Source organism: Bradyrhizobium ferriligni (genome assembly GCF_056837965.1).
This window is the reverse complement of sequence record NZ_JBXEJO010000018.1, coordinates 39,974-63,835: the sequence shown is the minus strand read 5'-3', so window position 1 is coordinate 63,835 and position 23,862 is coordinate 39,974. Positions and strand designations below refer to the sequence as shown.

General features: G+C 65.4%; 21 protein-coding genes and 1 pseudogene. 18 read left to right on the top strand and 4 right to left on the bottom strand.

The window, feature by feature from the left end:
- Window positions 1–66 precede the first annotated feature (66 nt).
- The 7 genes from AC1VNY_RS13100 to phoB all read left to right on the top strand — a co-directional run bounded on the left by AC1VNY_RS13100 (window position 67) and on the right by phoB (window position 7,090).
- A complete protein-coding gene (locus AC1VNY_RS13100; RefSeq protein ID WP_038384878.1) occupies window positions 67–1,380 on the top strand; it encodes an ATP-binding protein in 1,314 nt (437 codons plus the stop codon).
- Window positions 1,381–1,515: 135 nt separating this feature from the next.
- Window positions 1,516–2,526, top strand: a complete 1,011-nt coding sequence (pstS, locus tag AC1VNY_RS13095) for a phosphate ABC transporter substrate-binding protein PstS (protein ID WP_038384874.1) — start codon at window positions 1,516–1,518, stop codon at window positions 2,524–2,526.
- 229 nt (window positions 2,527–2,755) lie between these two features.
- A complete protein-coding gene (pstC, locus tag AC1VNY_RS13090) occupies window positions 2,756–3,745 on the top strand; it encodes a phosphate ABC transporter permease subunit PstC (protein ID WP_482405434.1) in 990 nt (329 codons plus the stop codon).
- 4 nt (window positions 3,746–3,749) lie between these two features.
- Window positions 3,750–4,595, top strand: a complete 846-nt coding sequence (gene pstA / locus AC1VNY_RS13085; RefSeq protein WP_482405433.1) for a phosphate ABC transporter permease PstA — start codon at window positions 3,750–3,752, stop codon at window positions 4,593–4,595.
- Window positions 4,592–5,410, top strand: a complete 819-nt coding sequence (gene pstB, locus AC1VNY_RS13080) for a phosphate ABC transporter ATP-binding protein PstB (protein WP_016844065.1) — start codon at window positions 4,592–4,594, stop codon at window positions 5,408–5,410. The genes pstA and pstB overlap by 4 nt, the downstream gene beginning before the upstream one ends.
- Before the next feature lie 106 nt (window positions 5,411–5,516).
- On the top strand, window positions 5,517–6,233 hold the full coding sequence (gene phoU / locus AC1VNY_RS13075) for a phosphate signaling complex protein PhoU (RefSeq protein WP_016844066.1): 717 nt from the start codon (window positions 5,517–5,519) through the stop codon (window positions 6,231–6,233).
- Between the two features lie 146 nt (window positions 6,234–6,379).
- The gene (phoB, locus tag AC1VNY_RS13070) at window positions 6,380–7,090 is read left to right on the top strand and encodes a phosphate regulon transcriptional regulator PhoB (RefSeq protein WP_016844067.1); all 711 of its coding nucleotides are present in this window, start codon (window positions 6,380–6,382) and stop codon (window positions 7,088–7,090) included.
- Between the two features lie 258 nt (window positions 7,091–7,348).
- Here phoB and AC1VNY_RS13065 read toward each other — a convergent pair whose 3' ends face one another.
- Entirely contained in the window at window positions 7,349–7,861 is a 513-nt protein-coding gene (locus AC1VNY_RS13065; RefSeq protein ID WP_021076557.1) for a GcrA family cell cycle regulator, read from the bottom strand.
- 488 nt (window positions 7,862–8,349) lie between these two features.
- On the opposite strand from AC1VNY_RS13065, the gene AC1VNY_RS13060 reads away from it, so the two are divergent.
- The 3 genes from AC1VNY_RS13060 to AC1VNY_RS13050 all read left to right on the top strand — a co-directional run bounded on the left by AC1VNY_RS13060 (window position 8,350) and on the right by AC1VNY_RS13050 (window position 11,697).
- Window positions 8,350–9,558, top strand: a complete 1,209-nt coding sequence (locus tag AC1VNY_RS13060) for an acetylornithine transaminase (protein WP_482405432.1) — start codon at window positions 8,350–8,352, stop codon at window positions 9,556–9,558.
- Window positions 9,558–10,484: an ornithine carbamoyltransferase gene (gene argF, locus AC1VNY_RS13055; protein WP_038387609.1), complete on the top strand. Its 927-nt coding sequence runs from the start codon at window positions 9,558–9,560 to the stop codon at window positions 10,482–10,484. Before AC1VNY_RS13060 ends, argF begins: the two co-directional genes overlap by 1 nt.
- A gap of 211 nt (window positions 10,485–10,695) precedes the next feature.
- Window positions 10,696–11,697 carry an Hsp33 family molecular chaperone gene (locus AC1VNY_RS13050; RefSeq protein ID WP_482405431.1) on the top strand — a complete coding sequence of 334 codons (1,002 nt, stop codon included), beginning with the start codon at window positions 10,696–10,698 and terminating at the stop codon, window positions 11,695–11,697.
- Window positions 11,698–11,842: 145 nt separating this feature from the next.
- Here AC1VNY_RS13050 and apaG read toward each other — a convergent pair whose 3' ends face one another.
- Window positions 11,843–12,241: a Co2+/Mg2+ efflux protein ApaG gene (gene apaG, locus AC1VNY_RS13045; RefSeq protein ID WP_028333747.1), complete on the bottom strand. Its 399-nt coding sequence runs from the start codon at window positions 12,239–12,241 to the stop codon at window positions 11,843–11,845.
- 273 nt (window positions 12,242–12,514) lie between these two features.
- Here apaG and AC1VNY_RS13040 point away from each other — a divergent pair, with 273 nt between their 5' ends.
- The 6 genes from AC1VNY_RS13040 (at window position 12,515) to AC1VNY_RS13015 (ending at window position 20,741) form a co-directional block, all read left to right on the top strand.
- Window positions 12,515–13,774, top strand: a complete 1,260-nt coding sequence (locus tag AC1VNY_RS13040; protein WP_482405430.1) for an OpgC domain-containing protein — start codon at window positions 12,515–12,517, stop codon at window positions 13,772–13,774.
- Window positions 13,771–14,553, top strand: coding sequence for an SGNH/GDSL hydrolase family protein (locus tag AC1VNY_RS13035; RefSeq protein WP_482405429.1), 783 nt, complete (start codon window positions 13,771–13,773; stop codon window positions 14,551–14,553). Before AC1VNY_RS13040 ends, AC1VNY_RS13035 begins: the two co-directional genes overlap by 4 nt.
- Window positions 14,554–14,566: 13 nt before the next feature.
- Window positions 14,567–15,568: an SGNH/GDSL hydrolase family protein gene (locus tag AC1VNY_RS13030; protein WP_482405428.1), complete on the top strand. Its 1,002-nt coding sequence runs from the start codon at window positions 14,567–14,569 to the stop codon at window positions 15,566–15,568.
- 337 nt (window positions 15,569–15,905) lie between these two features.
- Entirely contained in the window at window positions 15,906–17,411 is a 1,506-nt protein-coding gene (gene glpK, locus AC1VNY_RS13025) for a glycerol kinase GlpK (RefSeq protein WP_482405427.1), read from the top strand.
- A 260-nt stretch (window positions 17,412–17,671) separates the two neighbouring features.
- Window positions 17,672–20,116 carry a penicillin acylase family protein gene (locus AC1VNY_RS13020; RefSeq protein ID WP_482405426.1) on the top strand — a complete coding sequence of 815 codons (2,445 nt, stop codon included), beginning with the start codon at window positions 17,672–17,674 and terminating at the stop codon, window positions 20,114–20,116.
- A gap of 367 nt (window positions 20,117–20,483) precedes the next feature.
- Entirely contained in the window at window positions 20,484–20,741 is a 258-nt protein-coding gene (locus AC1VNY_RS13015; protein WP_461192169.1) for a hypothetical protein, read from the top strand.
- Window positions 20,742–20,830: 89 nt separating this feature from the next.
- Here the strand turns inward: AC1VNY_RS13015 and AC1VNY_RS13010 are convergent, their stop codons facing one another.
- Entirely contained in the window at window positions 20,831–21,112 is a 282-nt protein-coding gene (locus AC1VNY_RS13010; protein ID WP_482405425.1) for a hypothetical protein, read from the bottom strand.
- Between the two features lie 152 nt (window positions 21,113–21,264).
- Between AC1VNY_RS13010 and AC1VNY_RS13005 the strand changes: the two are divergent.
- Together AC1VNY_RS13005 and AC1VNY_RS13000 are read left to right on the top strand one after the other, a co-directional pair.
- Window positions 21,265–21,858 (top strand): annotated as a pseudogene (locus AC1VNY_RS13005) (GNAT family N-acetyltransferase).
- A gap of 266 nt (window positions 21,859–22,124) precedes the next feature.
- Window positions 22,125–22,751: a glutathione S-transferase family protein gene (locus tag AC1VNY_RS13000; protein ID WP_482405424.1), complete on the top strand. Its 627-nt coding sequence runs from the start codon at window positions 22,125–22,127 to the stop codon at window positions 22,749–22,751.
- 305 nt (window positions 22,752–23,056) lie between these two features.
- On the opposite strand, the gene maiA is transcribed toward AC1VNY_RS13000, so the two are convergent.
- The gene (maiA, locus tag AC1VNY_RS12995; protein ID WP_482405423.1) at window positions 23,057–23,716 is read right to left on the bottom strand and encodes a maleylacetoacetate isomerase; all 660 of its coding nucleotides are present in this window, start codon (window positions 23,714–23,716) and stop codon (window positions 23,057–23,059) included.
- Window positions 23,717–23,862: the final 146 nt, after the last annotated feature.

Below are 23,862 nucleotides of genomic sequence, written 5' to 3'. Positions count from 1 at the left end.
CCCGAGGGTAGGTCGATGTGACCGCGCCTGGGCGAGACATGAACCGACGGGATGAAAGCCGCCGCGATGGCAATTGACGATTCGCATTCCTCCATCTTCTCGCCCTGGCCAGACCGGTTGCGCCACTCCGCGCTGATCCTGCTTGCCGCAGCGCTGGCCTTGAGCGTGGTGGTCGCGCTCGGCGAATTGTCGCTGGTGCGCGCCTGCGCCGTGTTCGTCTGCATCGCGGCCGCGGCGCTGGTGCCATGGCGGCTGCATGATGCCGGAACCTCGCGCGAGGATGTCCGCGGCGTCAATCCGGTCGAGGCCGCCGCGGTCAGCGCGGTCGTCGCCGGCATGCCGGATCCCGCCGTGCTGCTCGATCGCGCCGGCCGCGTCATCCATCTCAACACCGCCGCGGCGCAGCTCGCGCCGGCGCTGCGCAAGAACGAACTGGCGCAATTTGCCCTGCGTTCGCCGGAGATCATCACCGCGCTGCGCGAGGCGATCGCGACCACCGAGCCCCGCCGCGCCACCTATACCGACCACGTTCCGGTCGATCGCTGGATGGAACTGGTGATTACGCCGGTGCCGGTGCCGACCCAGTTCGGCGGCACCGAGAAGTGCATGCTGATGACCTTCCACGACCTGACGCCGCTGCGCCGAGTCGAGGAGATGCGTGCCGACTTCGTCGCCAATGCCAGCCATGAGCTGCGCACGCCGCTCGCCGCCTTGTCCGGCTTCATAGACACGCTGCAGGGGCCGGCGCGCGAGGACGCGCGGGCGCGCGAGCGCTTCCTCGGCATCATGCACACCCAGGCGACCCGCATGGCGCGGCTGATCGACGACTTGCTGTCGCTGTCGCGGGTCGAACTGTCGGCCCATGTGCGGCCCGAGGCCTCGATCGATATCGTGCCGATCATCCGCCAGGTGGCCGACGGGCTCGAGGCGCTGGCCAGCGAGCGCCAGGTCGAGATCGAGGTCGACCTGCCTCAGGCCCCGGTCATGATCGCCGGGGACCGCGAGGAACTGCTCCGCCTGTTCGAGAACCTGATCGAGAATGCCCTCAAATACGGCGCCTCCGGGGGCCGCGTCATAGTGTCGCTGAATCAGGCCGTTTCGGGTGCATCGGGCGAGGGGACCCCCGAAATCCGTGTCATGGTACGGGATTTCGGCCCTGGCATCGCCCCGGAGCACCTGCCGCGGCTGACCGAGCGCTTCTACCGGGTCGACGTCGGCGACAGCCGTAACCAGGGCGGAACGGGCCTTGGATTATCGCTGGTGAAACATATTCTTAACCGTCATCGCGGGCGTCTTTTGATCGAGAGCGTGCCGAAGAACGGCGCCACTTTTACCGCCTGTTTTCCCCGGCCGAAGACCCCGTTGCCAACCCAAAGCTAAGCATTTTCAGCTGCTTAGCGCTGTCATCCAACTGTCATCCAACCTTCGTAAAAGCAGCACCGACCGCTCCTAGATGGACCGGCGTGAGCGCGATCGGGCGCATTCGGCGCTTCGCTCACTGGATGGAGACAACCCATGAATTTCATCAAAGCAATCGTCGCAGCCGGCATGATCGCCGCTTCGACGTCGGCCTTCGCTGCCGATATTACCGGCGCGGGCGCGACGTTTCCGTTCCCGATCTATTCGAAGTGGGCTGACGCCTACAAAAAGGAGACCGGCAATGGTCTGAACTACCAGTCGATCGGCTCCGGCGCCGGCATCAAGCAGATCCAGGCCAAGACCGTGACCTTCGGCGCCACCGACGCGCCGCTCAAGCACGAGCAGCTCGAGAAGGACGGCCTCGTCCAGTGGCCGATGGTGATGGGCGCGATCGTCCCGGTCGTGAACCTCGAAGGCATCAAGCCGGGCGACCTGATCCTGTCGGGCGAAGTGCTCGGCGACATCTATCTCGGCAAGATCACCAAGTGGAATGACGCGGCGATCGCCAAGCTCAATCCGAAGCTGACCCTGCCGGGCGATGCGATCACCGTCGTGCGCCGTTCGGACGGTTCGGGCACCACCTTCAACTTCACCGACTATCTCTCCAAGTCGAACGCCGACTGGAAGTCCAAGGTCGGTTCCGGCACCGCGGTCGAATGGCCGGTCGGCGTCGGCGCCAAGGGCAACGAAGGCGTTGCCGGCAACATCAGCCAGACCAAGAACGCGATCGGCTATGTCGAATACGCCTATGCCAAGCAGAACAAGCTGACCTACACCGGCTTGGTCAACAAGGCCGGCAAGACCGTGCAGCCGACCATCGCTGCCTTCCAGGCCGCCGCGTCGAACGCCGACTGGGCCAAGGCTCCCGGCTACTACGTGATCCTGACCGACCAGCCGGGCGAAGCCTCCTGGCCGATCACCGCGGCGACCTTCATCCTGATGCACAAGGACTCGACCGACAAGGCGGCCTCGCAGGAAGCGCTCAAGTTCTTCAAGTACGCCTTCGAGAAGGGCGACAAGGCAGCCGAAGAGCTCGACTACATCCCGATGCCGGACGCGGTCGTCAAGCTGATCGAGAAGACCTGGTCCTCTGACATCAAGAGCTAAGTCCAACTTTGCGGCAGGACCTGTGCCGACTCGATCGCGGCACAGGTTGAGCGACCAAGACCCGGTCTCCATCACCGCGGCAACAAGCGCGGGATCGAGGCCGGGGTTCGCGCCTCAAGGGGCGTGGCTGGAACGACGACGCCCGGCCAAATGCGTCAGTGAAGATCGCTTCGGGGCGTAGCGGTTTGCGTGGCTTTTGCATACTAAAGAGGGGATTGGCGTGGCAGACATGGCTGTTCAGAGCGATGTGATGGAAGCCGCGGGACCTTACGATCGCGCCAAGGCCCTCAGCGCCTTCAGGCTCGGTGACCTCACCTTCTATTGGATCACCCGCATCTCGGCGATTTCGGTCCTGTTGATCCTCGGCGGCATCATCCTGTCGCTGATCGTCGGCGCCTGGCCGGCGATGAAGGAATACGGCTTCGCCTTCCTCTGGACGCAGCGCTGGGCACCCTCGGCCGATCCGCCGGTACTCGGCGCGCTCGGCCCGATCTACGGCACGCTGATCACCTCGGTCATCGCGATGCTGATCGCCATTCCGGTCGGCATCGGCATCGCCGTGTTCCTCACCGAGCTCTGCCCGCAAGTGCTGCGCCGCCCGATCGGCATCGCGATCGAGCTGCTCGCCGGCATCCCCTCGATCATCTACGGCATGTGGGGCTTCTTCGTGCTTGGCCCGTTCCTGGCCAACACGTTCCAGCCTTTCATGATCCGGATCTTCGAGGGCGTCCCGGTGCTGGGCGCGGTGTTCGCCGGCCCGCCGTCCTATCTCAGCCTGTTCAACGCTGCGCTGATCCTTGCGATCATGGTGCTGCCCTTCATCACCGCGATCTCGGTCGACGTGTTCAAGACCGTGCCGCCGGTGCTGAAAGAGGCCGCCTACGGCATGGGCTGCACCACCTGGGAGGTCGTCCGCAGCGTCGTGATCCCCTACACCCGCGTCGGCGTGATCGGCGGCATCATGCTGGCGCTCGGCCGCGCGCTCGGCGAGACCATGGCGGTGACCTTCATCATCGGCAACTCGTTCCGCATCTCGTCGTCGATCTTCGCGCCGGGCACCACGATCTCGGCGGCGATCGCAAGCGAATTCGCCGAGAGCGACGGCCTGCACCAGTCCGGCCTGATCCTGCTCGGCCTGCTGCTGTTCGTGCTGACCTTCTTCGTGCTCGCCGGCGCGCGGCTGATGCTGATGCGGCTTGAAAAGAAGGCGGGGAAGTAACGCCATGAACCCGATCTACAAATCCCGCCGCCGCAGCGACATCGTCATCCGCGCACTCTGTGTCGGCGCCGCGCTGTTCGGCGTCACCTGGCTGGCGCTGATCCTGATCACGCTGCTCTATAACGGCCTCGCCGGCCTCAGCGTGCAGCTGTTCACCCAGAACACGCCGCCGCCCGGCTCGACCGAAGGCGGCCTGCTCAACGCCATCGTCGGCTCGGTCATCATGACCGCGATCGGCGTCGGCATCGGCGCGCCGCTCGGCCTGTTCGCCGGCACCTACCTCGCCGAATACGGCAAGCACGACAAGCTGACCTCGGTGATCCGCTTCATCAACGACATCCTGCTCAGCGCGCCCTCGATCATCATCGGCCTGTTCATCTATGGTGCGGTGGTGGTGCCGATGCGCGGCTTCTCGGCGATCGCAGGCAGTCTCGCGCTCGCGGTGATCGTGATCCCCGTCGTGCTGCGCACCACCGAGGACATGCTGCTCTTGGTGCCCAATCCGCTGCGCGAGGCCGCCTCCGCGCTCGGCCTGCCGCGTTCGCTGGTGATCAAGCGGATCGCCTATCGTGCGGCGCGATCGGGTCTGATCACCGGCGTGCTGCTGGCGACCGCCCGCGTCGCCGGCGAGACCGCGCCGCTGCTGTTCACCGCGCTGTCGAACCAGTTCTTCAGCCTAGATCTGACCAAGACGATGGCCAACCTGCCGGTGACCATCAACAACTTCGTGCAGAGCCCCTACGCCTACTGGAAAGAGCTGGCGTGGAGCGGTGCGCTGCTCATCACATTCACCGTGCTCGCGTTGAATATCGGCGCGCGTATCCTTGGTGCCGAAAGGGCCGCAAAATGACCGAGCTTTCCGTCTCCACGACTGCCGCGGGCCACGTTCCCCAGGTTCCGCTGCCGGAAGCGCCGCCGAAAGTCACGGTGCGCAACCTCAACTTCTATTACGGCGAGCACCACGCGCTGAAGAACATCAACCTGACGCTCGGCACCAACCGCGTCACGGCGTTCATCGGCCCGTCCGGCTGCGGCAAGTCGACCCTGCTGCGCATCTTCAACCGGATGTACGACCTCTATCCGGGCCAGCGCGCGGTCGGCCAGCTGATGCTGGACCAGACCAACATTCTCGACCCCAAGCTCGACCTCAACTTGCTGCGCGCGCGGGTCGGCATGGTGTTCCAGAAGCCGACGCCGTTCCCGATGACGATCTACGAGAACATCGCCTTCGGCATCCGCCTCTACGAGAAGATCTCGAAGTCCGAGATGGACGACCGGGTCGAGAAGGCGCTGCGCGGCGGCGCGCTGTGGAACGAGGTCAAGGACAAGCTGAACGCCTCCGGCCTGTCGCTCTCCGGCGGCCAGCAGCAGCGCCTGTGCATCGCGCGCACCGTGGCGGTGCGCCCCGAGGTGATCCTGTTCGACGAGCCGTGCTCGGCGCTCGACCCGATCTCGACCGCCAAGGTCGAGGAGCTGATCCAGGAGCTCTCCGAGGACTACACGATCGCGATCGTCACCCACAACATGCAGCAGGCGGCGCGCGTCTCCGACAAGACCGCCTTCATGTATCTCGGCGAGCTGATCGAGTTCGACGACACCAACAAGATCTTCACCTCACCGAGCGATCGGCGCACCCAGGACTACATCACCGGCCGGTTCGGTTGACCGGCGCATGATCCGGAAAAGTGGAAACCGGTTTTCCGATCAGGTCATGCTAAAATTCAGGACACGAAACCATGATCCCCGGGAACATGGTTGAGGGAGACAAGCGATGGCTTCTGAACATACCGCCAAGGCATTCGACAGCGACCTGCAGGAGTTGACCCGCCTGGTCGCCGAGATGGGCGGCCTGGTCGAACGGATGATTACCGAGTCGGTCGACGCGCTGATCCGTCGCGACGTCGCGCTCGGCAAGCGCGTGGTCGCCGCCGACATCGAGATCGACAATCTGCAGCGCAACATCGAAGAGCGCGCGGTGCTGACGATCGCGCGCCGCCAGCCGATGGCGATCGACCTGCGTGAGATCGTCAGCGCGATGCGCGTCGCCACCGACCTCGAGCGGATCGGCGACCTCGCCAAGAACATGGGCAAGCGCGTCGCGGCGCTGGAGAGCGATTTCCAGCCGCTGAAGCTGATCCGCGGCCTCGAGCACATGACCGACCTCGTGCTGTCGCAGGTCAAGTCGGTGCTCGACGCCTATGCCGCGCACGACCTGCCGGCGGCGATGAACGTCTGGAAGGGCGACGAGGAGGTCGATGCGATCTGCACCTCGCTGTTCCGCGAACTGCTCACCTACATGATGGAAGATCCGCGCAACATCTCGTTCTGCATCCATCTGATGTTCTGCGCCAAGAACATCGAGCGGATCGGCGATCACGCCACCAATATCGCAGAGACCGTGTTCTACATGATCGAGGGCCAGCAGATCACCGACAAGCGCCCGAAGGGGGACATGACCACTTTTGCCACCACGGTGCCGGGCAACTGAGGCATGATCGGCAAGCGCGGAACCGGCAAGAGTGAAACTGGACGATCCTCGCGACAAATCGTTTCCGCGGGAACTATGCTCAAGGAAGTTAAGCGTTTCGGTTTGCGTCTGGGCAACGGATCACCACAGAGAAAGAACTTAAACCGATGAGCGCACGCATTCTGGTAGTCGAAGACGAGGAAGCGCTGACGACGCTGTTGCGCTACAACCTCGATGCGGAAGGCTACGATGTCGAGACGGTGGGGCGCGGCGACGATGCCGACACGAGGCTGAAGGAGCGCGTTCCCGACCTCGTGGTGCTCGACTGGATGCTGCCGGGCCTGTCCGGCATCGAGCTGTGCCGCCGCCTGCGGGCGCGGCCCGAGACCAAGCAGCTTCCGATCATCATGCTGACCGCGCGCGGCGAGGAAAGCGAGCGCGTGCGCGGGCTTGCCACCGGCGCTGACGATTACATCGTCAAGCCGTTCTCGGTGCCGGAACTGCTGGCGCGGGTGAAGGGCCTCTTGCGCCGCGCGAGCCCCGAGCGGCTTGCGACCGTGCTGACCTATGGCGACATCGAGCTCGACCGCGAGAAGCGCCGCGTGGCGCGCTCCGGCCGTCCGATCGATCTCGGGCCGACCGAGTATCGCCTGCTCGAATTCTTCCTCGAGCATCCCGGCCGCGTGTTCAGCCGCGAGCAGCTGCTCGACAGCGTCTGGGGCCGCGACATCTACATCGATGAACGCACCGTCGACGTGCACATCGGCCGCCTGCGCAAGCTGCTCAATCCCGGCCGCGAGCAGGATCCGATCCGCACCGTGCGCGGCGCCGGCTACGCGCTCGACGACCGCTTTGCCAAGGCCGAGCCGCAGCCGTAACGGCCGTTGCGGGATTCATAGCCCGCAGCACGGTGTCGTCCCGGCCTAGTGCGCAATTGCGCACGGGAGCCGGGACCCATACGCCGCGGCCGGTGTAATCGGCACGTGGCCGGACGGCTTTCTAACAACACGCATTCGTGGTTATGGGTCCCGGCCTGCGCCGGGACGACGGCGGTGATGTAACGGGCTGCGCGCCACAAAAAAATCCCCGCTTTCGCGGGGATTTGTTTTTCAGGTCTTCCGTGGTTTCCCGAGTGCTCACTTGATCTGCGGTTTCGCCGACGGCCGGCGGCGATCGGCGGCGGGCTGGTAGGCAACGCGCGAGTGATGCGCGCAATAGGGCAGGCCGGCGAGCGCCTTGCCGCCGCAGAAGAAGAATTCCGGGCTCGAGGGATCGCCGACCGGCCAGTGACAGGTGGCCTCGTTGAGCTCGAGCAGCGACAGCCGCTGGCTCATCGGCACCACATTGTCGAAGGAGATCGGATCCGGCTCCATCTCGACCTCGAAGGCGTGCGCCAGTGCGGTGTTGCCGCGCGAGACCGGGCGCGCCACCCGCATCATGTGCTGGGCGGGGCGGGCCTTGCGCTGCCGCGGCGCGGCCGTGGAGGGTGCCTTGGCGCGGCCGGAGAGGCCGAGCCGATGCACTTTGCCGATCACGGCGTTTCGCGTCACATTGCCAAGTTCCGCCGCGATCTGGCTGGCCGACAGGCCGGACTCCCAGAGCTTCTTCAGCTGCTCGACGCGATCGTCGGACCAGGTCAATACAGTCATCGCATTCTTCCCTTCGCGTAGCGCCGGCCAATCATTGGAGCGGCGCTGCGAGCCAATCTGGACAAATATCCCTGCGGCCAGAATCCCTTAGCCCTCGCCGGGCGCGGTCTTGCGCCCGAACGTTTACGCGCGATACGAAGGCTACTTAGAGGGTCCAGTACTGCCGCACGAGATGTCGTACCCGACAGGCCAAACGCTACAATATGGCGTGACTCTGGCGCAAGAGTCCGCGGCCGTGCGTCCACATGTTCCCACACAGTTAAGCATTGCGATGAGGCTTTTCCACCGCACCGGAATGCTCCGGATTGCGCTCGTTTCGCATTGCAGGAAGGCCACTTCGTGACGATTGACACTTACCGACCGCAGCATAGAATGCCCGCCACGTGCCGCCCGCAAAGGCGGCCGTTTTGTTTTCCGAAGCTGGCCGTTGCTGCGCTGGCGTCAAGGCGCAGCGGCAATTGTCGGCTTAAAAACCGTCAGTGAACGCCATGACCAACGCTGCCACGTCGCATCTGCTTCCCGTCTTCGCCAGGGTCGATCTCGGCTTCGAGCGCGGTGAGGGCGCCTGGCTGATCGCAACCAACGGCGACCGCTATCTCGATTTCACCTCGGGCGTCGCGGTCAACGCGCTCGGACACGCGCATCCGCATCTGGTCAAGGCGCTGCAGGAACAGGCGACCAAGCTCTGGCACATGTCGAACCTGTTCAAGAGCCCGGACGGCGAGGTGCTTGCCGCGCGGCTGTGCGAGCAGAGCTTTGCCGACTTCGTGTTCTTCTGCAATTCCGGTGCCGAAGCGATGGAGGGCGTGATCAAGCTGGTCCGCCACTATCACTTCTCCAAGGGCCATGGCGAGCGCTACCGCATCATCACCTTCGAGGGCGCCTTCCACGGCCGCACACTGGGCACGCTGGCGGCGACCGGCTCGGCGAAATATCTCGAGGGCTTCGGCCCGCCGATGGACGGCTTCGACCAGGTGCCGCATGGCGACATCGAGGCGGTGAAGAAGGCGATCGGCCCGCACACCGCCGGCATCCTGATCGAGCCGGTGCAGGGCGAGGGCGGCGTGCGCTCGGCGCCGCAGGCGTTCTTCAAGGCGCTGCGCGCGCTCTGCGACGAGCACGGCCTGCTGCTCGCCTTCGACGAGGTGCAGACCGGCATGGGCCGCACCGGCGAACTGTTCGCCTACAAGCGTACCGGCGTCACGCCGGACGTGATGTCGCTGGCCAAGGCGCTCGGCGGCGGTTTCCCGATCGGCGCGGTGCTGGCGACCGCGCAGGCTGCGGCCGGCATGGCGCCCGGCTCGCACGGCTCGACCTTCGGCGGCAATCCGCTCGCGGTCGCCGCCGCCAATGCCGTGCTCGACGTCATGCTGAAACCCGGCTTCTTCGAGCATGTGCAGAAGATGTCGCTGCTGCTCAAGCAGAAGCTCGCTTCCGTCGTCGACCGCTATCCCGGCGTGCTGTCGGAGGTGCGCGGTGAGGGGCTGTTGATAGGCGTCAAGGCCGTGGTGCCGTCGGGCGATCTGATCGCAGCACTGCGCAACGAAAAGCTGCTCACCGTCGGTGCCGGCGACAATGTGGTGCGGTTCCTGGCGCCGCTGATCGTGACCGAGGCCGAGATCGATACGTCGATCACTGCGCTCGAGCGCGCCTGCGCGACATTGCCGGCGGCGCAGCCGAAGAAGGCGGCTGGATGATGAGCAAGCCGGTCCGCCACTTCCTCGATATCAACGAGCTGCCGCTCGGCGAGTTGCGCAACATGCTGTCCGCCGGAGCCGCCATGAAGGCGAAGCTGAAGGCGCATGAGAAGGGCAGGAAGCCGCTCGAAGGCAAGACGCTGGCGATGATCTTCGAGCGCCCGTCGACCCGCACAAGGGTGTCGTTCGACGTCGGCATGCGCCAGCTCGGCGGTGAATCCATCATGCTGACCGGCGCCGAGATGCAGCTCGGCCGCGGCGAGACCATCGCCGACACCGCGCGCGTGCTGTCGCGCTATGTCGATGCGATCATGATCCGCATCCTAAACCATGACGCGCTGCTCGAGCTCGCGGCTCACGCCACCGTCCCCGTCATCAACGGCCTGACCCGGCGTTCGCATCCCTGCCAGGTGATGGCCGACCTCATGACCTATGAGGAAAATCGCGGCTCGATCGAGGGCAAGACCGTGGCCTGGACCGGCGACGACAACAACGTGCTGGCCTCCTGGGCGCATGCCGCCGAGCGATTCAAGTTCCAGCTCAATGTCGCGACCCCGCCGGAGCTGGCGCCGAAGAAGCCGATGCGCGACTGGATCAAGGCGACCGGCGCGCCGATCGTGCTCGGCACCGATCCGGAAGCCGCCGTGCGCGGCGCCGACTGCGTCGTCACCGACACCTGGGTGTCGATGGGCGACAAGGAGGGCGAGCACCGCCACAACGTGCTGCGGCCCTATCAGGTCAATGCCAAGCTGATGTCGCTCGCCAAGCCGGACGCACTGTTCATGCACTGCCTGCCCGCACATCGCGGCGAGGAGGTCACCGACGAGGTGATCGACGGGCCGCAATCCGTGGTGTTCGACGAGGCGGAAAACCGCCTGCATGCGCAGAAGGGCATTCTGGCCTGGTGTTTCGACGCGGTCGCGTAGTCGTAGATCAGTAAGCGTTGTCGTCCCGGGCAAGCGCAGCGCGACCCGGGACCCATAACCATCGCTGTCAATTGTTGTGAAGGCTGGGGCCCCAGCTTGATGCAGCAACTCACATTGGTGGTTATGGGTCCCTGCTTTCGTAGGGACGACGGATAGATCCGTTCCGGTGAACCCCTTTCGTTTTGCGGTCCGAGACCCCAGATAGAGCGCCATGGTTTCACAATCCCCCGACATCAAAATCACGCCCGAGGCGCCGGTTCGCGCGCCCTCAGCGGTTCCTGTCGACGATGCCGTGCTGGCCTTCGAGGTCGGCGCGCTGGACCTGCGCGGCCGGCTGACCCGGCTTGGCCCCGCGCTCGACGAGATCCTGCACAAGCACGATTATCCGCCCGCGGTCGGCAAGCTGCTCGGCGAGGCGATCGTGCTCACCACGCTGCTCGGCTCGTCGGTCAAGTTCGAGGGCCGCTTCATCCTGCAGACCCGGACCGACGGTCCGGTGTCGCTCCTGATCGTCGATTTTCAGGCGCCCGACCGGCTGCGCGCCTATGCGCGCTACGACGCATCGCGCCTCAAGAACGGCCAGAGCTCGGGCGAGCTGCTCGGCAAGGGCCACCTCGCGATGACCATCGATCAGGGCTCGAACACCAGCCGTTACCAGGGACTGGTCGCGCTCGACGGCGGCGGCCTGGAAGAGGCAGCCCATGAATATTTCCTGCGCTCGGAGCAGATCCCGACGCGGGTGCGGCTTGCGGTCGGCGAGGAGATGCGCGGCGGCGAGGGCGGCAAGCTGCACTGGCGCGCCGGCGGCATCCTGCTGCAATTCCTGCCCAAGGCGCCCGAGCGCGCCAAGCAGGCCGATCTGCATCCCGGCGATGCGCCGGAAGGCACCGCCACGCATAGCGTGCCGGACGATGACGCCTGGATCGAGGGTCAGTCGCTGATCTCGACCGTCGAGGACGTCGAGCTGATCGATCCCGATCTGTCCGGCGAGCGGCTGCTCTATCGCCTGTTCCACGAACGCGGCGTTCGCGTCTTCAACCCGCAAACGCTGCGCGCGCAATGCTCCTGCTCGCGCGATGCGGTGTCGTCGATGCTGAAGAGCTTTGCGCCGAACGACCGCGCCGAGATGGTCAAGGACGGCAAGGTCGTCGTGACCTGCGAGTTCTGCTCGTCGGTGTATGAGTTCACGCCGCAGGAAGCCGGCGTCGAGTAGACGCGTTCGTCATCGTAGCCCGGATGAAGCCAACGGGTCGCGCGAACGCGCGCCCGATGACAGGCTCCGCGAAATCCGGGGCCGCTCCAACCTCGGATGCACCTGCCCTCGGATTGCGCTTCGCTCCATCCGGGCTATGCAGGCGTCAGTTCAACACCCTTTTGCCGCCCGGGCTCGGGCTATCCAGCGAGAATGTCGGCACGTCGATGTCGAAGCGCTCGCCGGCTTCGGTGACCATCTGATAGCTGCCGGTCATGAAGCCGGAGGCGGTCGGCAGCGGCACGCCGCTCGTGTATTCGAAGCGCTCGCCGGGCGCGAGCACCGGCTGCTCGCCGACCACGCCCTCGCCGCGCACCTCCTGGCGGCGGCCGGTGGCGTCGGTGATGATCCAGTGCCGCGTCCGCAGCTGCACCGTTTCCGGGCCCGAATTGACGATCACGATCTTGTACGACCAGAAATATTCGCGCCGGTCGACCGACGAGCGCTCCGGCATGAAGTTCGGCTCGACGGTGACTTCGATCTGGCGGGTAACGGCGCGGTACATGCGGCTCAATCCGATGGTCCTGGCGCATGGCCCGTTTTCGACCGGATCATGCTCGAACAGGGCGCCATCATAGCCAATTGAACCGCCGGAACCAATCGCCTGCCAGGCCGTGAAAAGGCGGCCCAGGGGCGGCCCGTTCATCGCGGTTTCAACATAGTTCCGCTCTAAAGCGCGGCCGCATGCCGCCGCACTCCGTGCTTTGTCGGCAACTCGCGGACCGATATTATCTTTTCAGCACGGCGTGCGGGGCGTCCGCGGCCGACACGGTGTTTGATGAGCTCGATTGCCGACCCCATAGCCGGTTCGCCGGTGGCTGACGCCAAGGCCGAGGTAAAGGCTGAGGCCGAGGCGAAGGTTGCTGCGCCCGCGATCACGTTGCCGGCGACCGGCGAGCGCGAGCTCCGCCTCGATCTGTTCCGCGGGCTCGCGCTGTGGCTGATCTTCATCGATCATCTGCCGACCAATCTTCTGACATGGCTCACGATCCGCAATTACGGCTTCTCCGACGCCACCGAGATCTTCATCTTCATCTCCGGCTACACCGCGGCCTTCGTCTACGGCCGCGCGATGCTGGAGGGCGGCTTCGTGATCGCGACCGCGCGCATCCTGCGCCGGGTCTGGCAGATCTATGTCGCGCACGTCTTCCTGTTCACGATCTTCCTCGCCGAGATCTCCTATGTCGCGACCTCGTTCGAGAACCCGCTCTACAGCGAGGAAATGGGGATCATGGACTTCCTCAAGCAGCCCGACGTCACCATCGTCCAGGCGCTGCTGCTGCGCTTCCGTCCCGTCAACATGGACGTGCTGCCGCTCTATATCGTCTTGATGCTGTTCCTGCCGCTGATCCTGTGGCTGATGAAATGGAAGCCCGACGTCACGCTCGGCCTCTCGGTCGTGCTCTACGCGCTGACCTGGCAGTTCGACCTCTATCTCTCGGCCTATCCGAACGGCTTCTGGGCGTTCAATCCGTTCGCCTGGCAATTGCTGTTCGTGTTCGGCGCCTGGTGCGCGCTCGGCGGCGCTCGGCGGATGTCGCGCATCCTGTCGTCGAACATCACGATGTGGATTTGCATCGTCTATCTGGTCGCGGCGTTCTTCGTGACGCTGACCTGGTACGTGCCGCAGCTCGGCCACATCATGCCGAAGGTGATCGAGCAATGGATGTATCCGATCAACAAGACCGACCTGGACGTGTTGCGGTTCGCGCACTTCCTGGCGCTCGCCGCGCTCACCGTGCGCTTCCTGCCCAAGGACTGGCCGGGGCTGAAATCGCCCTGGCTGCGACCTTTGATCCTGTGTGGCCAGCACTCGCTTGAGATATTCTGTCTCGGGGTCTTCCTCGCCTTTGCCGGTCACTTCGTGCTTGCCGAAGTATCTGGCGGTGCCGCACTGCACGCCTTGATCAGCGTCTGCGGCATCCTCATCATGTGCGGCATGGCGTGGATCATTTCGTGGTACAAGCACTCCGCCGACAAAGGCGCCTCGAAAAAAGGCGCCGCCGGCAACGCCGATCTGGCGGGAGGGGGAGCATGAAGTCCGCGCGGACGATGCTGGGCCTGACACTGCTCGCAGCCTGCCTGACGGCCGGTTTGGCGGCGGCGCCCGCGCGCGCCGGCGACACAACGGAGCCGGCACCGCCGCCGCCCTGCGACGTGCCCGCCTATCTGCTTTCGAGCGAGAGCTCGCTGCCCAAGGTCACCGATGCCATCAAGTCCAACCGGCCGCTCAACGTGCTGGTGGTCGGCAGCCGCTCCTCGACCATCCAGGGCAACGAGGCGAGCGCCTATCCGGCCACGCTGCAGGCGGCGCTGAAGGAGGCGTTGCCGTCGTCGACGATCGATCTATCCGTAGAATTACAGGGAAAGAGCACCGCCGAGGAGACCGCGGGAACCCTTGTTAAGCTTGTTGAAGCAAAAAAGCCTACTTTGGTTATCTGGCAGACCGGAACGGTCGATGCTATGCGAGCAGTCGATCCCGACGATTTCCGTACCGCCATCAACGAAGGCGTTGTTGCGTTGCGGGACGCAGGGACCGACGTAGTGCTGGTCAATCTGCAATACAGCCCGCGTACGGAGACGATGATCTCTGCGCCGCCCTATCTCGACAACATGAAGGTGGTGGCGCAGCAGCACGACGTTCCGCTGTTCGACCGGTTCGCGATTATGAAGCAGTGGAGCGACGCCGGATATTTTGACCTGTTCAGCACCTCGCATGGTGTCGATCTGGCCAAGAAGGTTCATGCCTGTCTCGGCCGCGCACTGGCGAAATTCGTGATCGATGCGGCCCATCTGGGCCCGGTGCAGCAGAATTAAGGAAGCAGAGTAAATGCGTTTTGCCTTCCCTTTTCGCGCTTCCGCAGGGCGAGGCCTGTGCGCTGTTGCAGTGCTGGCGCTGCTCGGGGTCGCGCCGTCGCGCGCGCAGACCGGGCAGGCCGACCAGCATGCAGCGATCTCATCCGGTACCAAGGCTGAAGCCACGAAGACAGAGCCGAGCAGGCCCGCCGCGATCGAAGCGACCGCCGCTCAGCAGCCGCAACCCGGCGTCGCCGCGAAGGCGCTCGACAAGGTGAAGCAGGCCGCGAAATCCGCCAGCGACATCTTCCACCGCGTGCCCTGTCAGCAGCCCAAGGGCGTACCGAACAGCACCGGCTCGCTGCCGCATGTCGCGGCCAAGCTTGCCGCCGGCAAGCCGGTCGTCATCATCGCGTTCGGCTCGTCCTCGACCCAGGGCTATGGATCGTCGGCGCCGGAATTCACCTATCCCAACCGGCTCGCCGGACAGTTGCGCCGGCAGTATCCGTCCGCCGACATCACCGTGCTCAATCGCGGCAAGGGCGGCGAGGACGCGCCCGAGATGATGGCGCGGCTGCAAACCGAAGTGATCGACGTACATCCCGACATGGTGATCTGGCAGGTCGGCACCAACGCGGTGCTGCGCAACCTCGATCCCGCCGAGACCGCCAAGCAGGTCGAGGACGGCGTGGCGCGCCTTCAGGCGTCCGGCGCCGACGTCGTGCTGGTCGATCCGCAATATTCGCCGCGCGTCACCGAGCGTCCCGAAAGCGCGCGCGGCATGGTGAAGCTGCTCGGCCGCATCGCCGCGCTGCGCCATGTCGGCATCTTCCCGCGCTTCGAGGTGATGCGCGACTGGCACGAGAAACAGGCGATCCCCATCACAGATTTCGTCACCGCCGACGGCTTGCACATGAACGACTGGGGCTATGCCTGCTTCGCCCAGCTGCTCGGCGACGACATCATCCGCTCGGTCGGCGCGATCAAGATCGGCGTCAACGTCCCCGCCGACGTCAGGACCTACCGGCCGATGTGATCGGACTCTCTCTTCGCGCGGATCCGCTGGCGCGCGTCAGAGAGTAAAGGTGCATGAATCACCAGCGGCACCAAGCATTCAGTGTCGTCCCGGCGAAGGCCGGGACCCATAACCACCGAGGGTCATTGTCGCGTGTTCATGGAATGACGAGTCCCGCCTACTACAACCGCCGCGGAGTATGGGTCCCGGCCTTCGCCGGGACGACAGCGGAGCGTGTGGCGCCACTCGCGCCTTAGGATCGCGGGTGTCTCACCACCACCTTCCCAAGCTTGACCTTGCCACGGTAATCCGCTCCTTTGGCCTTGACGCATTCTCCTAAGCGCCAAAGGAAACGCTCATGTCTTTCGTGCTGGCCATCGATCAGGGCACCACATCGTCGCGCGCCATGGTGTTTCGCGGCGACATCTCCATCGCCGCCGTCGCGCAGCAGGAGTTTCCGCAGCATTTCCCCGCCTCCGGCTGGGTCGAGCACGAGCCGGAGGACATCTGGACCTCGACCGTAATGGTGTGTCGCGATGCGCTGGAGAAGGCCGGCCTCAAGGCGAAGGACATCGCCGCGATCGGCATCACCAACCAGCGCGAGACCACCGTGGTGTGGGACCGCGCCACCGGACAGGCCGTGCACCGCGCCATCGTCTGGCAGGACCGCCGCACCGCCGACATCTGCGCCAGGCTCAAGGCCGAGGGCCATGAGCCGGCGATTTCGGCCAAGACCGGTCTCATTATCGATCCCTATTTCTCCGGCACCAAAGTCGCCTGGATCCTCGATCACGTGCCGGGCGCGCGCGAGCGCGCCGAGCGCGGCGAGCTGCTGTTCGGCACCGTCGACTGCTATCTGCTGTGGCGGCTCACCGGCGGGAGAGTCCACGCCACCGACGCCACCAATGCCTCGCGCACACTGCTGTTCAACATCCACACCGGCGCCTGGGACGACGACCTCGTCAACCTCTTGCGCGTGCCGCGCTCGATGCTTCCCGAAGTGAAGGATTCCTCCGCCCGCTTCGGCGAGAGCACCGCCGATCTGTTCGGCGGCCCGATCGCGATTTCGGGCATTGCCGGCGACCAGCAGGCCGCGACCATCGGCCAGGCCTGCTTCGAGCCCGGCATGATGAAGTCGACCTACGGCACCGGCTGCTTCGCGCTGCTCAACACCGGCACCACGCCGGTGGCCTCGAAGAACAAGCTGCTCACCACCATCGCCTACCAGCTCGGCGGCCAGCGCACCTACGCGCTCGAAGGTTCGATCTTCGTCGCCGGCAGCGCGGTGCAGTGGCTGCGCGACGGGCTCGGTATCATCAAGCATGCCGCCGAGACCGGGCCGCTCGCCGACAAGTCGGACAGCATGCAGAGCGTCTACCTGGTGCCTGCGTTTGTCGGCATGGGCGCGCCGTACTGGAATCCGCGCGTGCGCGGTGCGCTGTTCGGGCTGACCCGCAACACCGGTCCGGCCGAGCTCGCGCATGCGACCTTGGAGAGCGTCTGCTACCAGACCTTTGATCTGTGGGCCGCGATGCGCACCGACTGGCCGGAGGCCAACGCCGCCAACACCGTGCTGCGCGTCGACGGCGGCATGACCGCCTCCGACTGGACCATGCAGCGCCTCGCCGATCTGCTCAACGCCCCGGTCGATCGCCCGATGATCCAGGAGACCACGGCGTTAGGGGCCGCCTATCTAGCCGGCCTCGATGCCGGCGTCTATCCGGAGCCCGCCAAGTTCGCCGACAATTGGCGGCTCGAGCACCGCTTCCGGCCGGTGATGAGCCAGGCGACGCGCGAACGCAAGCTCGCCGGCTGGGCCCGCGCCGTGAAGGGCGTGCTGGCGAGCGACGAGGGGGAGTCGTAATGATCTGATGCTGCGGCAAGCTCGCTGCACCTCTCCCGCTTGCGGGGGAGGTCGCATTGCATCGGAGATGCAATGCGGGTGGGGGCTCTCCCCGCATCATGACTAGTCCATCGCGGCGACACCCCCACCCCAACCCTCTCAGCGCGAGCTTTGCTCGTCGTGACCCGCAAGCGGGAGAGGGGGCGCAGCGCCGCTGCGGCAAGAAATGTCTCAACGTGCATTCGCACGTAGCTAACCAATAACAACCATCGGAGAACAACATGAACACGGATCTCAACCGCGTCGCCAAGCTACTCGCCGCCACGCTCTGTGCCGCGATACTCACCACTCCCGCCACCGCGCGCGAGAAGCCGAGCCCGCTCGTCGCAGCGCGCGAGGTCAAGACCGACGTCGCGGGGCTGAAGGCGCCGGGCCAGATCCTGGTCGATGTCTGGGGCATTCCGCACATCTATGCCGGCAACGAGCACGACCTGTTCTTCCTGCAAGGCTTCAACGCCGCGCGCGACCGGCTCTGGCAGATCGATCTCTGGCGCAAGCGCGGGCTCGGCCTGCTGGCGAAGGACTTTGGCCCCGCTTATGTCGAGCAGGACAAGGCGCTGCGTCTGTTCCTCTATCGCGGCGACATGAATGCGGAATGGGCCGCCTACGGCCCGAAGGCGAAATCCTATGCGGAGGCGTTCGTCGCCGGCGTCAATGCCTATGTCGCCGACGTCCAGGCGGGTAAGCGCGCGTTGCCGATCGAGTTCAGGATCGCAGGTACGATGCCGGATTTGTGGTCGGCAGAGGATGTCGTGCGCGTCCGCAGCCATGGTCTGACGCGCAACGTCGCCTCCGAGGTGAAGCGTTCGCGGGTGGCCTGCGCTGCCGGCCTCGATGCCGATCGCTTCCGCGTCAAGCTGGAGCCGGCCTGGACCACCAGGATTCCCGATGGCCTCGATCCCTGCAGCGTGCCGAAGGCGGTGCTCGCTGCCTACGATCTTGCCACGCGGCCGGTGAAGTTCGCCGCGCCGAAGGACCAGAAGGCGGCGCTGGCGCATGACCCCGACACGTACCTCGCCGAGGCCGACCAGCAGCGCGACACCATCGGCTCCAACAATTGGGTGATCGCGGCATCGCGCACCGCGACCGGACGTCCGATCCTCGCCAACGATCCGCATCGCGAGCACTCGGTGCCGTCGCTGCGTTACATCGTCGGCCTCAACGCACCCGGCATCTCCGTGATCGGCGCCGGCGAGCCGGCGCTGCCGGGCATCTCGATCGGCCACAACGACACCATCGCGTTCGGCCTGACCATCTTCAACGTCGACCAGGAAGACCTCTACGTCTACGAGCTCAACCCCGACAATCCGAACCAGTACCGCTACGGCACCGGCTGGGAGGACATGCGGATCGTGCATGAGAAGGAAGCGGTGAAGGGCGAGGCCGACCGCGACCTCGAGCTGAAGTTCACCCGCCACGGCCCGGTGATCTTCGTCGACGCCGACAAGAAGCATGCGTTCGCCGTGCGCTCGATCTGGTTCGAGCCGGGCACCTCGGCCTATTTCGGCTCGTCCGATTACATGACCACGAAGAGCTGGAACGGCTTCCTCGGTGCGATGCGGCGCTGGGGCGCTCCGTCGGAGAACCAGGTCTATGCGGATAGCAGCGGCAACATCGGCTGGGTCGCCGCCGGCAAGACGCCGCGCCGCGCCAGCTTCGACGGTCTGATGCCGGTGCCCGGCGACGGCCGCTACGAGTGGCAGGGCTTTCTGTCGCTCGACGAATTGCCGAAGCTCTATCAGCCGAAGCAGGGTTTCATCGCCACCGCCAACCAGATGAACCTGCCGGCGGATTATCCGGTGGGTGAGCGCAGGGTCGGGTTCGAATGGGCCGACAGCGCGCGCTGGCAGCGCATCACCGAGGTGCTGCAGGCCAACAGCAAGGTGACGCTGGCGGACGCGATGGCGCTGCAGAACGACGATACCGGCATGCTCGCGCGGCGCCTCGTCGCGCTGCTGAAGCCGCTCACGTCGGATGATGCGAACGTCAGGAAGGGCCTCGATCTGCTCAAGGCGTGGGATGCGCGCGACGCGGCCGACAGCGCGGCCGCCGCGGTCTATGAGGTGTGGATCGCAAACCATCTCGGCCCGGTGCTGCTCAAGACCACCGCGCCGAAGGCGGCCGAGCTGATCGCGCCGGAGGCCTCCAGCATCTCCGCCATTGTCGGCTATCTCGAAAAGCCGGACGCGGCGCTCGGCAGCGATCCCTCAGCCGAGCGCGACCGCGTGCTGCGCGACAGCCTCGGCGAGGCCGTCGCCGACGTTGCCGACAAGCTCGGTCCCGATGCGTCGACCTGGCGCTGGGGCCGGCTGCATGTCGCGCAGTTCAATCACGCGCTGATGCCGCTCGCCGACAAGGCGACCGCGGCGCAGATGCAGGTCGGCCCGCTTGCATTCGGCGGCGCCGCCAACGTGCCGCGCGCCGCCACCTATCGCCGTTCCGACTATCATCTGATCTCCGGCGCTTCATTCCGCATGGTGCTCGATGTCGGCAATTGGGATGCGAGCCGCGCCGTCAACACGCCGGGCCAATCCGGCGATCCCTTCAGCGGCCACTACCGCGATCTCGCGCCGCTGTGGGCGACGGGTCAGTATGTGCCGCTGCTCTACAGCCGTGGCGCCGTCGAAGCCGCAACCGCGGAAGCGATCACGCTGACGCCGAGGTGAGGGGGCGCCACCAACTCCAATGTCGTCCCGGGTCATCGACTTGTCTCGCCGAAGCTCGAAGAGTGAAAGCGGAAGCGCGATCCGGGACTCATCGGTGCGAATGCCGACGCGGATTGCTGCGGTCAGCCGCTATTCACTTTGTGCCATCAACGCGGCGGCGCATCTCGATCACTACAAGTTGACGTTTGCGAGCTGCGCATGGACGTCCCGCGACGCTGTGCGCGGGCGTCCAAGAAGCGTTGGCTTCTGCCTGCTAGTCTAATCGATCGTGATCGCCGCCGGGCTGTGGTGATTCTCACATTCGGCGCGAGAACGTATTTTCTGGAAGCGATTGAAAGCTCAGCTGGTTACTTCACAGGAGCTGACCATGACGAAAATCATTCTTGTTTCGATCGCAGTCGCCTCTCTCTCCACGGCGGCACTCGCCGATGCACGGACGGCACAACACCGGACCCACCAACGCCTCGTGATGGGTACCGCACTGAGTCCTGCCGTGCTCAACGCCAACGCCAGTCTCAATGGCGATGTCGGCGACCGCGCGATGCGTATGCGGAATCTTCGCGAGTCCGGCTACAACCCGAAGAACGATTTCGACGCGAACGGCAACGTGTGGGTTGGCAATTAACCGAGTACGGGAGGGCCGGGGGAGCCCTCCCTCAAAGCGCGTTCAAGCTGGTTTATCCCGCTCGAGTGAACGACAGCGGGTGTGACCAGTTACCCCGGCTGCTTCTCCTGCACCTCGAGCATCGCGCGCAGCGTGTCGTCGCTGAGCTTGCCGTTCGGTGAGGGCACGCGCCGCTCGACGGTCTCGACCGGGCGCGCATGCTGCGGAACAACCGGCGTGCTGCGCACTGGTGCACCATCCTCGATGTCTGCGGCCTCGTCAGCCGCACGCACACCCTGCGCGTAACCGACGCCACGCCAGCGCCGCGCGGGCTTCGGCTTCGGTGGTGGCGGCGTAGTTATGATCGGCGGCAGCGTGTGATGGCGCGACACGATGATTGCTCTGTTGGCCTCTCTACATCGAGCCCTTGATTCGTCTAAACACCGACTGACAAATTGGTAACGTTGTTGCGCGGCGTTGCATTGCATCTGCGCAGTGACATGCCGATATTTCCCGACGGCAATATGGAAACAAAGGTCGCTTAATGCTGCTGCCCGACGGCTATTCCGACATCCCACGCGGCAAGATCGCCGCTGTCGTCACACATCTGGAAATGACCGCGCGCCCGCCGCTGCGCGACGATCCGCCCGGCGCTTAGCGCCTGCGCAAGGTCGAGCCGCCCGCGCTCGACTGGTATCGCGATCTCTACCGCCGCGTCGGCGAGGAGTGGCTGTGGTTCACCCGCACCGCACTCGATGATTCCGATCTCGCCTCGAGGATCCACGCCCCCGGCAACGAGCTCTACGGGCTGGCCGTCGACGGCCAGGATGAGGGCTTGCTCGAGCTCGATTTCAGCGTGCCCGGCGAATGCCAGCTGCTCTATTTCGGCGTCACCGCAAAATTCATCGGCACCGGCGCCGCACGCTTCCTGATGAACCGCGCGCTCGAGATCGCCTGGTCGCGCGACGTCAGCCGCGTCTGGGTGCACACTTGCACCTTCGACCATCCCTCGGCCGTCGCATTCTACCAGCGCTCCGGCTTCCGTCCGTTCCTGCGGCAGATCGAGGTGGCGGACGATCCGAGGCTCGACGGCAAACTGCCGCGCGATGCGGCGAGGCATGTGCCGGTGATTGGGTAGCTGCTCTGCCGTCGTCCCGGGCAAGCGTAAGCGCGACCCGGGACCCGTTGCGCACCAGGCAGGAACGGCACGCTGAGCGAGCACGGCTGCCTCAGCGGAATTAATGGCAGGCAATGCTTTACCGGAATGACTCGGCATGTTGCAACGCGACGCAACCCATCTAGGATGGTGCAAAGCGCAACCTTTGACCCGGCGTGGCCGCCACACCTCGAAAGCCCTGCTTTCGAGGGCAGCTCCTTGCCGCGGCATGACCGACGAGATGACAGATGCTTTTGATCGGCCAATACGACTCGCCCTTTGTCCGCCGCACCGCGATCGCGCTGCGGCTCTATGGATTGCCGTTTGAGCACAAGCCGTGGTCGACCTTCGGCGATGCGGAGAAGGTTGCGGCCTACAACCCGGTGCGGCGGGTGCCGACGCTGGTGCTCGATGACGGCGAGGCGCTGATCGAGAGCGGTGCGATCCTGGATTATCTCGACGAGCTGGTCGGGCCGGACAAGGCGATGATCGCGCGCTCGGGGCCCGAGCGGCGCAAGCATCTGCGCATCACGGCGCTGGCGACCGGGCTCGCCGACAAGGCGGTGAGCCTTGTCTATGAGCGCGTGCTGCGCAAGGAGCAGTTGAAACTCTGGGTCGAGCGCTGCGAGGCGCAGATCGCGGGCGTGCTTGCGGTGCTGGAGCAGGAGCGCGCGGCGGTAACGTCGCCATATTGGCTGGGGGATCGCATCGGTCACGCCGACGTCGCGGTGGCCTGCGCGCTGCGCTTCACCGGCGAGGCGCATCCGCATCTGTTTGACGCACGCTATCCGGCGCTCAAGGCCCACGCCGCGCGCTGCGAGGCGCTGCCGCCGTTCCAGGAGATCGTGCAGCCACTGGCGCCGCCGAGCGGTTAGGGCGGCATAGCGTCATCTCTCTCCGTCGTCATTCCCCGGTGCGCAATTGCGCATCGGGGAATGAGAATGCGCAAGTGAGAAATGCGCAAGTATGACTCACAGCCCGTGCAACACACTCAGTGTCGTCCCGGCGAAGGCCGGGACCCATAACCACCGCTGCAAATGGTTATGCGATGCTGGAACGACCAGTCCCATCCGCAACATCCACCGCGGCGTATCGGTCCCGGCCTTCGCCGGGACGACGGTCGAGGGAGAACCGCGCACACGCTTGCGCCTCTGCGTGTCCTTTGCAACGCGTCCGCAACCTACTTCGCCCGCATCGCTTCCGGTGTATCCGGCTGCGCGGACGGATGCGCGTTGGCGAAGGCCGGCAGCGCCATGGCGGTCTCGTGGATGCGCTTCACGGTCGGCCAGGGCGACAGGCTGATCTGCTGGTTGATCGCCGCCGTGACATGGCCGACCAGGCAGATGTCGGCAAGGGTCGGCGCATCGCCGTGGCAGAACCGGCCGGTCGCCTTGTGGCCGGCGAGGTGGCCCTCGAGCGCCGCCAGCGTCTCGACCGTCCAGTGCCGCCGCCAGGCGTTCTGCTGGCTGTCGCGCAAATCGAGCTCGCGGTCGAGATAGCGGCGCACCCGCGGCGTCAGCAGCGGATGGCCCTCGCAGGCGACGATCAGCGCCAGCCCGCGCACCCGGGCGCGGCCGAGCGCATCCGCCGGCAGCAGCGACGGCGTCGGAAAAGCCTCGTCGAGCCAGTCGATGATCGCCAGCGACTGGAACAGCACGGTGCCGTCGTCGGTCACCAGCGCCGGCAGTGCCATCTGCGGATTGATTTTGCGATAGGCGTCGGTGCGATGCGCGTCCGCATCGAGATCGACGAAGACGACATCGGCGGCCACGCCCTTGAGGTTGAGCGCAATCCGCACCCGAAAGCTCGCCAGCGATCGCCAGAAGGAGAAGAACTGCATGGAGTGCACCCCGCATTTCTTCCCCTCTCCCCTTGTGGGAGAGGGTGGACGCGATGCGGCAGCATCGCGGACGGGTGAGGGGTCTGCCTCCGCGGACAGAGACCCTTCATCCGGCTCGCATCTGTCGATGCGAGCCACCTTCTCCC

Excerpts from the sequence above, each read along its gene's own strand:
- AC1VNY_RS13000 (WP_482405424.1), top strand. The coding sequence starts at position 22,125 with ATGCTTTTGATCGGCCAATACGACTCGCCCTTTGTCCGCCGCACCGCG.
- maiA (WP_482405423.1), bottom strand. The coding sequence starts at position 23,716 with ATGCAGTTCTTCTCCTTCTGGCGATCGCTGGCGAGCTTTCGGGTGCGG.
- AC1VNY_RS13015 (WP_461192169.1), top strand. The coding sequence starts at position 20,484 with ATGACGAAAATCATTCTTGTTTCGATCGCAGTCGCCTCTCTCTCCACG.
- AC1VNY_RS13065 (WP_021076557.1), bottom strand. The coding sequence starts at position 7,861 with ATGACTGTATTGACCTGGTCCGACGATCGCGTCGAGCAGCTGAAGAAG.
- AC1VNY_RS13040 (WP_482405430.1), top strand. The coding sequence starts at position 12,515 with ATGAGCTCGATTGCCGACCCCATAGCCGGTTCGCCGGTGGCTGACGCC.
- apaG (WP_028333747.1), bottom strand. The coding sequence starts at position 12,241 with ATGTACCGCGCCGTTACCCGCCAGATCGAAGTCACCGTCGAGCCGAAC.
- glpK (WP_482405427.1), top strand. The coding sequence starts at position 15,906 with ATGTCTTTCGTGCTGGCCATCGATCAGGGCACCACATCGTCGCGCGCC.
- phoB (WP_016844067.1), top strand. The coding sequence starts at position 6,380 with ATGAGCGCACGCATTCTGGTAGTCGAAGACGAGGAAGCGCTGACGACG.
- AC1VNY_RS13050 (WP_482405431.1), top strand. The coding sequence starts at position 10,696 with ATGGTTTCACAATCCCCCGACATCAAAATCACGCCCGAGGCGCCGGTT.
- pstB (WP_016844065.1), top strand. The coding sequence starts at position 4,592 with ATGACCGAGCTTTCCGTCTCCACGACTGCCGCGGGCCACGTTCCCCAG.
- phoU (WP_016844066.1), top strand. The coding sequence starts at position 5,517 with ATGGCTTCTGAACATACCGCCAAGGCATTCGACAGCGACCTGCAGGAG.
- AC1VNY_RS13030 (WP_482405428.1), top strand. The coding sequence starts at position 14,567 with ATGCGTTTTGCCTTCCCTTTTCGCGCTTCCGCAGGGCGAGGCCTGTGC.
- argF (WP_038387609.1), top strand. The coding sequence starts at position 9,558 with ATGAGCAAGCCGGTCCGCCACTTCCTCGATATCAACGAGCTGCCGCTC.
- AC1VNY_RS13020 (WP_482405426.1), top strand. The coding sequence starts at position 17,672 with ATGAACACGGATCTCAACCGCGTCGCCAAGCTACTCGCCGCCACGCTC.
- pstA (WP_482405433.1), top strand. The coding sequence starts at position 3,750 with ATGAACCCGATCTACAAATCCCGCCGCCGCAGCGACATCGTCATCCGC.
- pstS (WP_038384874.1), top strand. The coding sequence starts at position 1,516 with ATGAATTTCATCAAAGCAATCGTCGCAGCCGGCATGATCGCCGCTTCG.
- AC1VNY_RS13060 (WP_482405432.1), top strand. The coding sequence starts at position 8,350 with ATGACCAACGCTGCCACGTCGCATCTGCTTCCCGTCTTCGCCAGGGTC.
- pstC (WP_482405434.1), top strand. The coding sequence starts at position 2,756 with ATGGCTGTTCAGAGCGATGTGATGGAAGCCGCGGGACCTTACGATCGC.
- AC1VNY_RS13100 (WP_038384878.1), top strand. The coding sequence starts at position 67 with ATGGCAATTGACGATTCGCATTCCTCCATCTTCTCGCCCTGGCCAGAC.
- AC1VNY_RS13035 (WP_482405429.1), top strand. The coding sequence starts at position 13,771 with ATGAAGTCCGCGCGGACGATGCTGGGCCTGACACTGCTCGCAGCCTGC.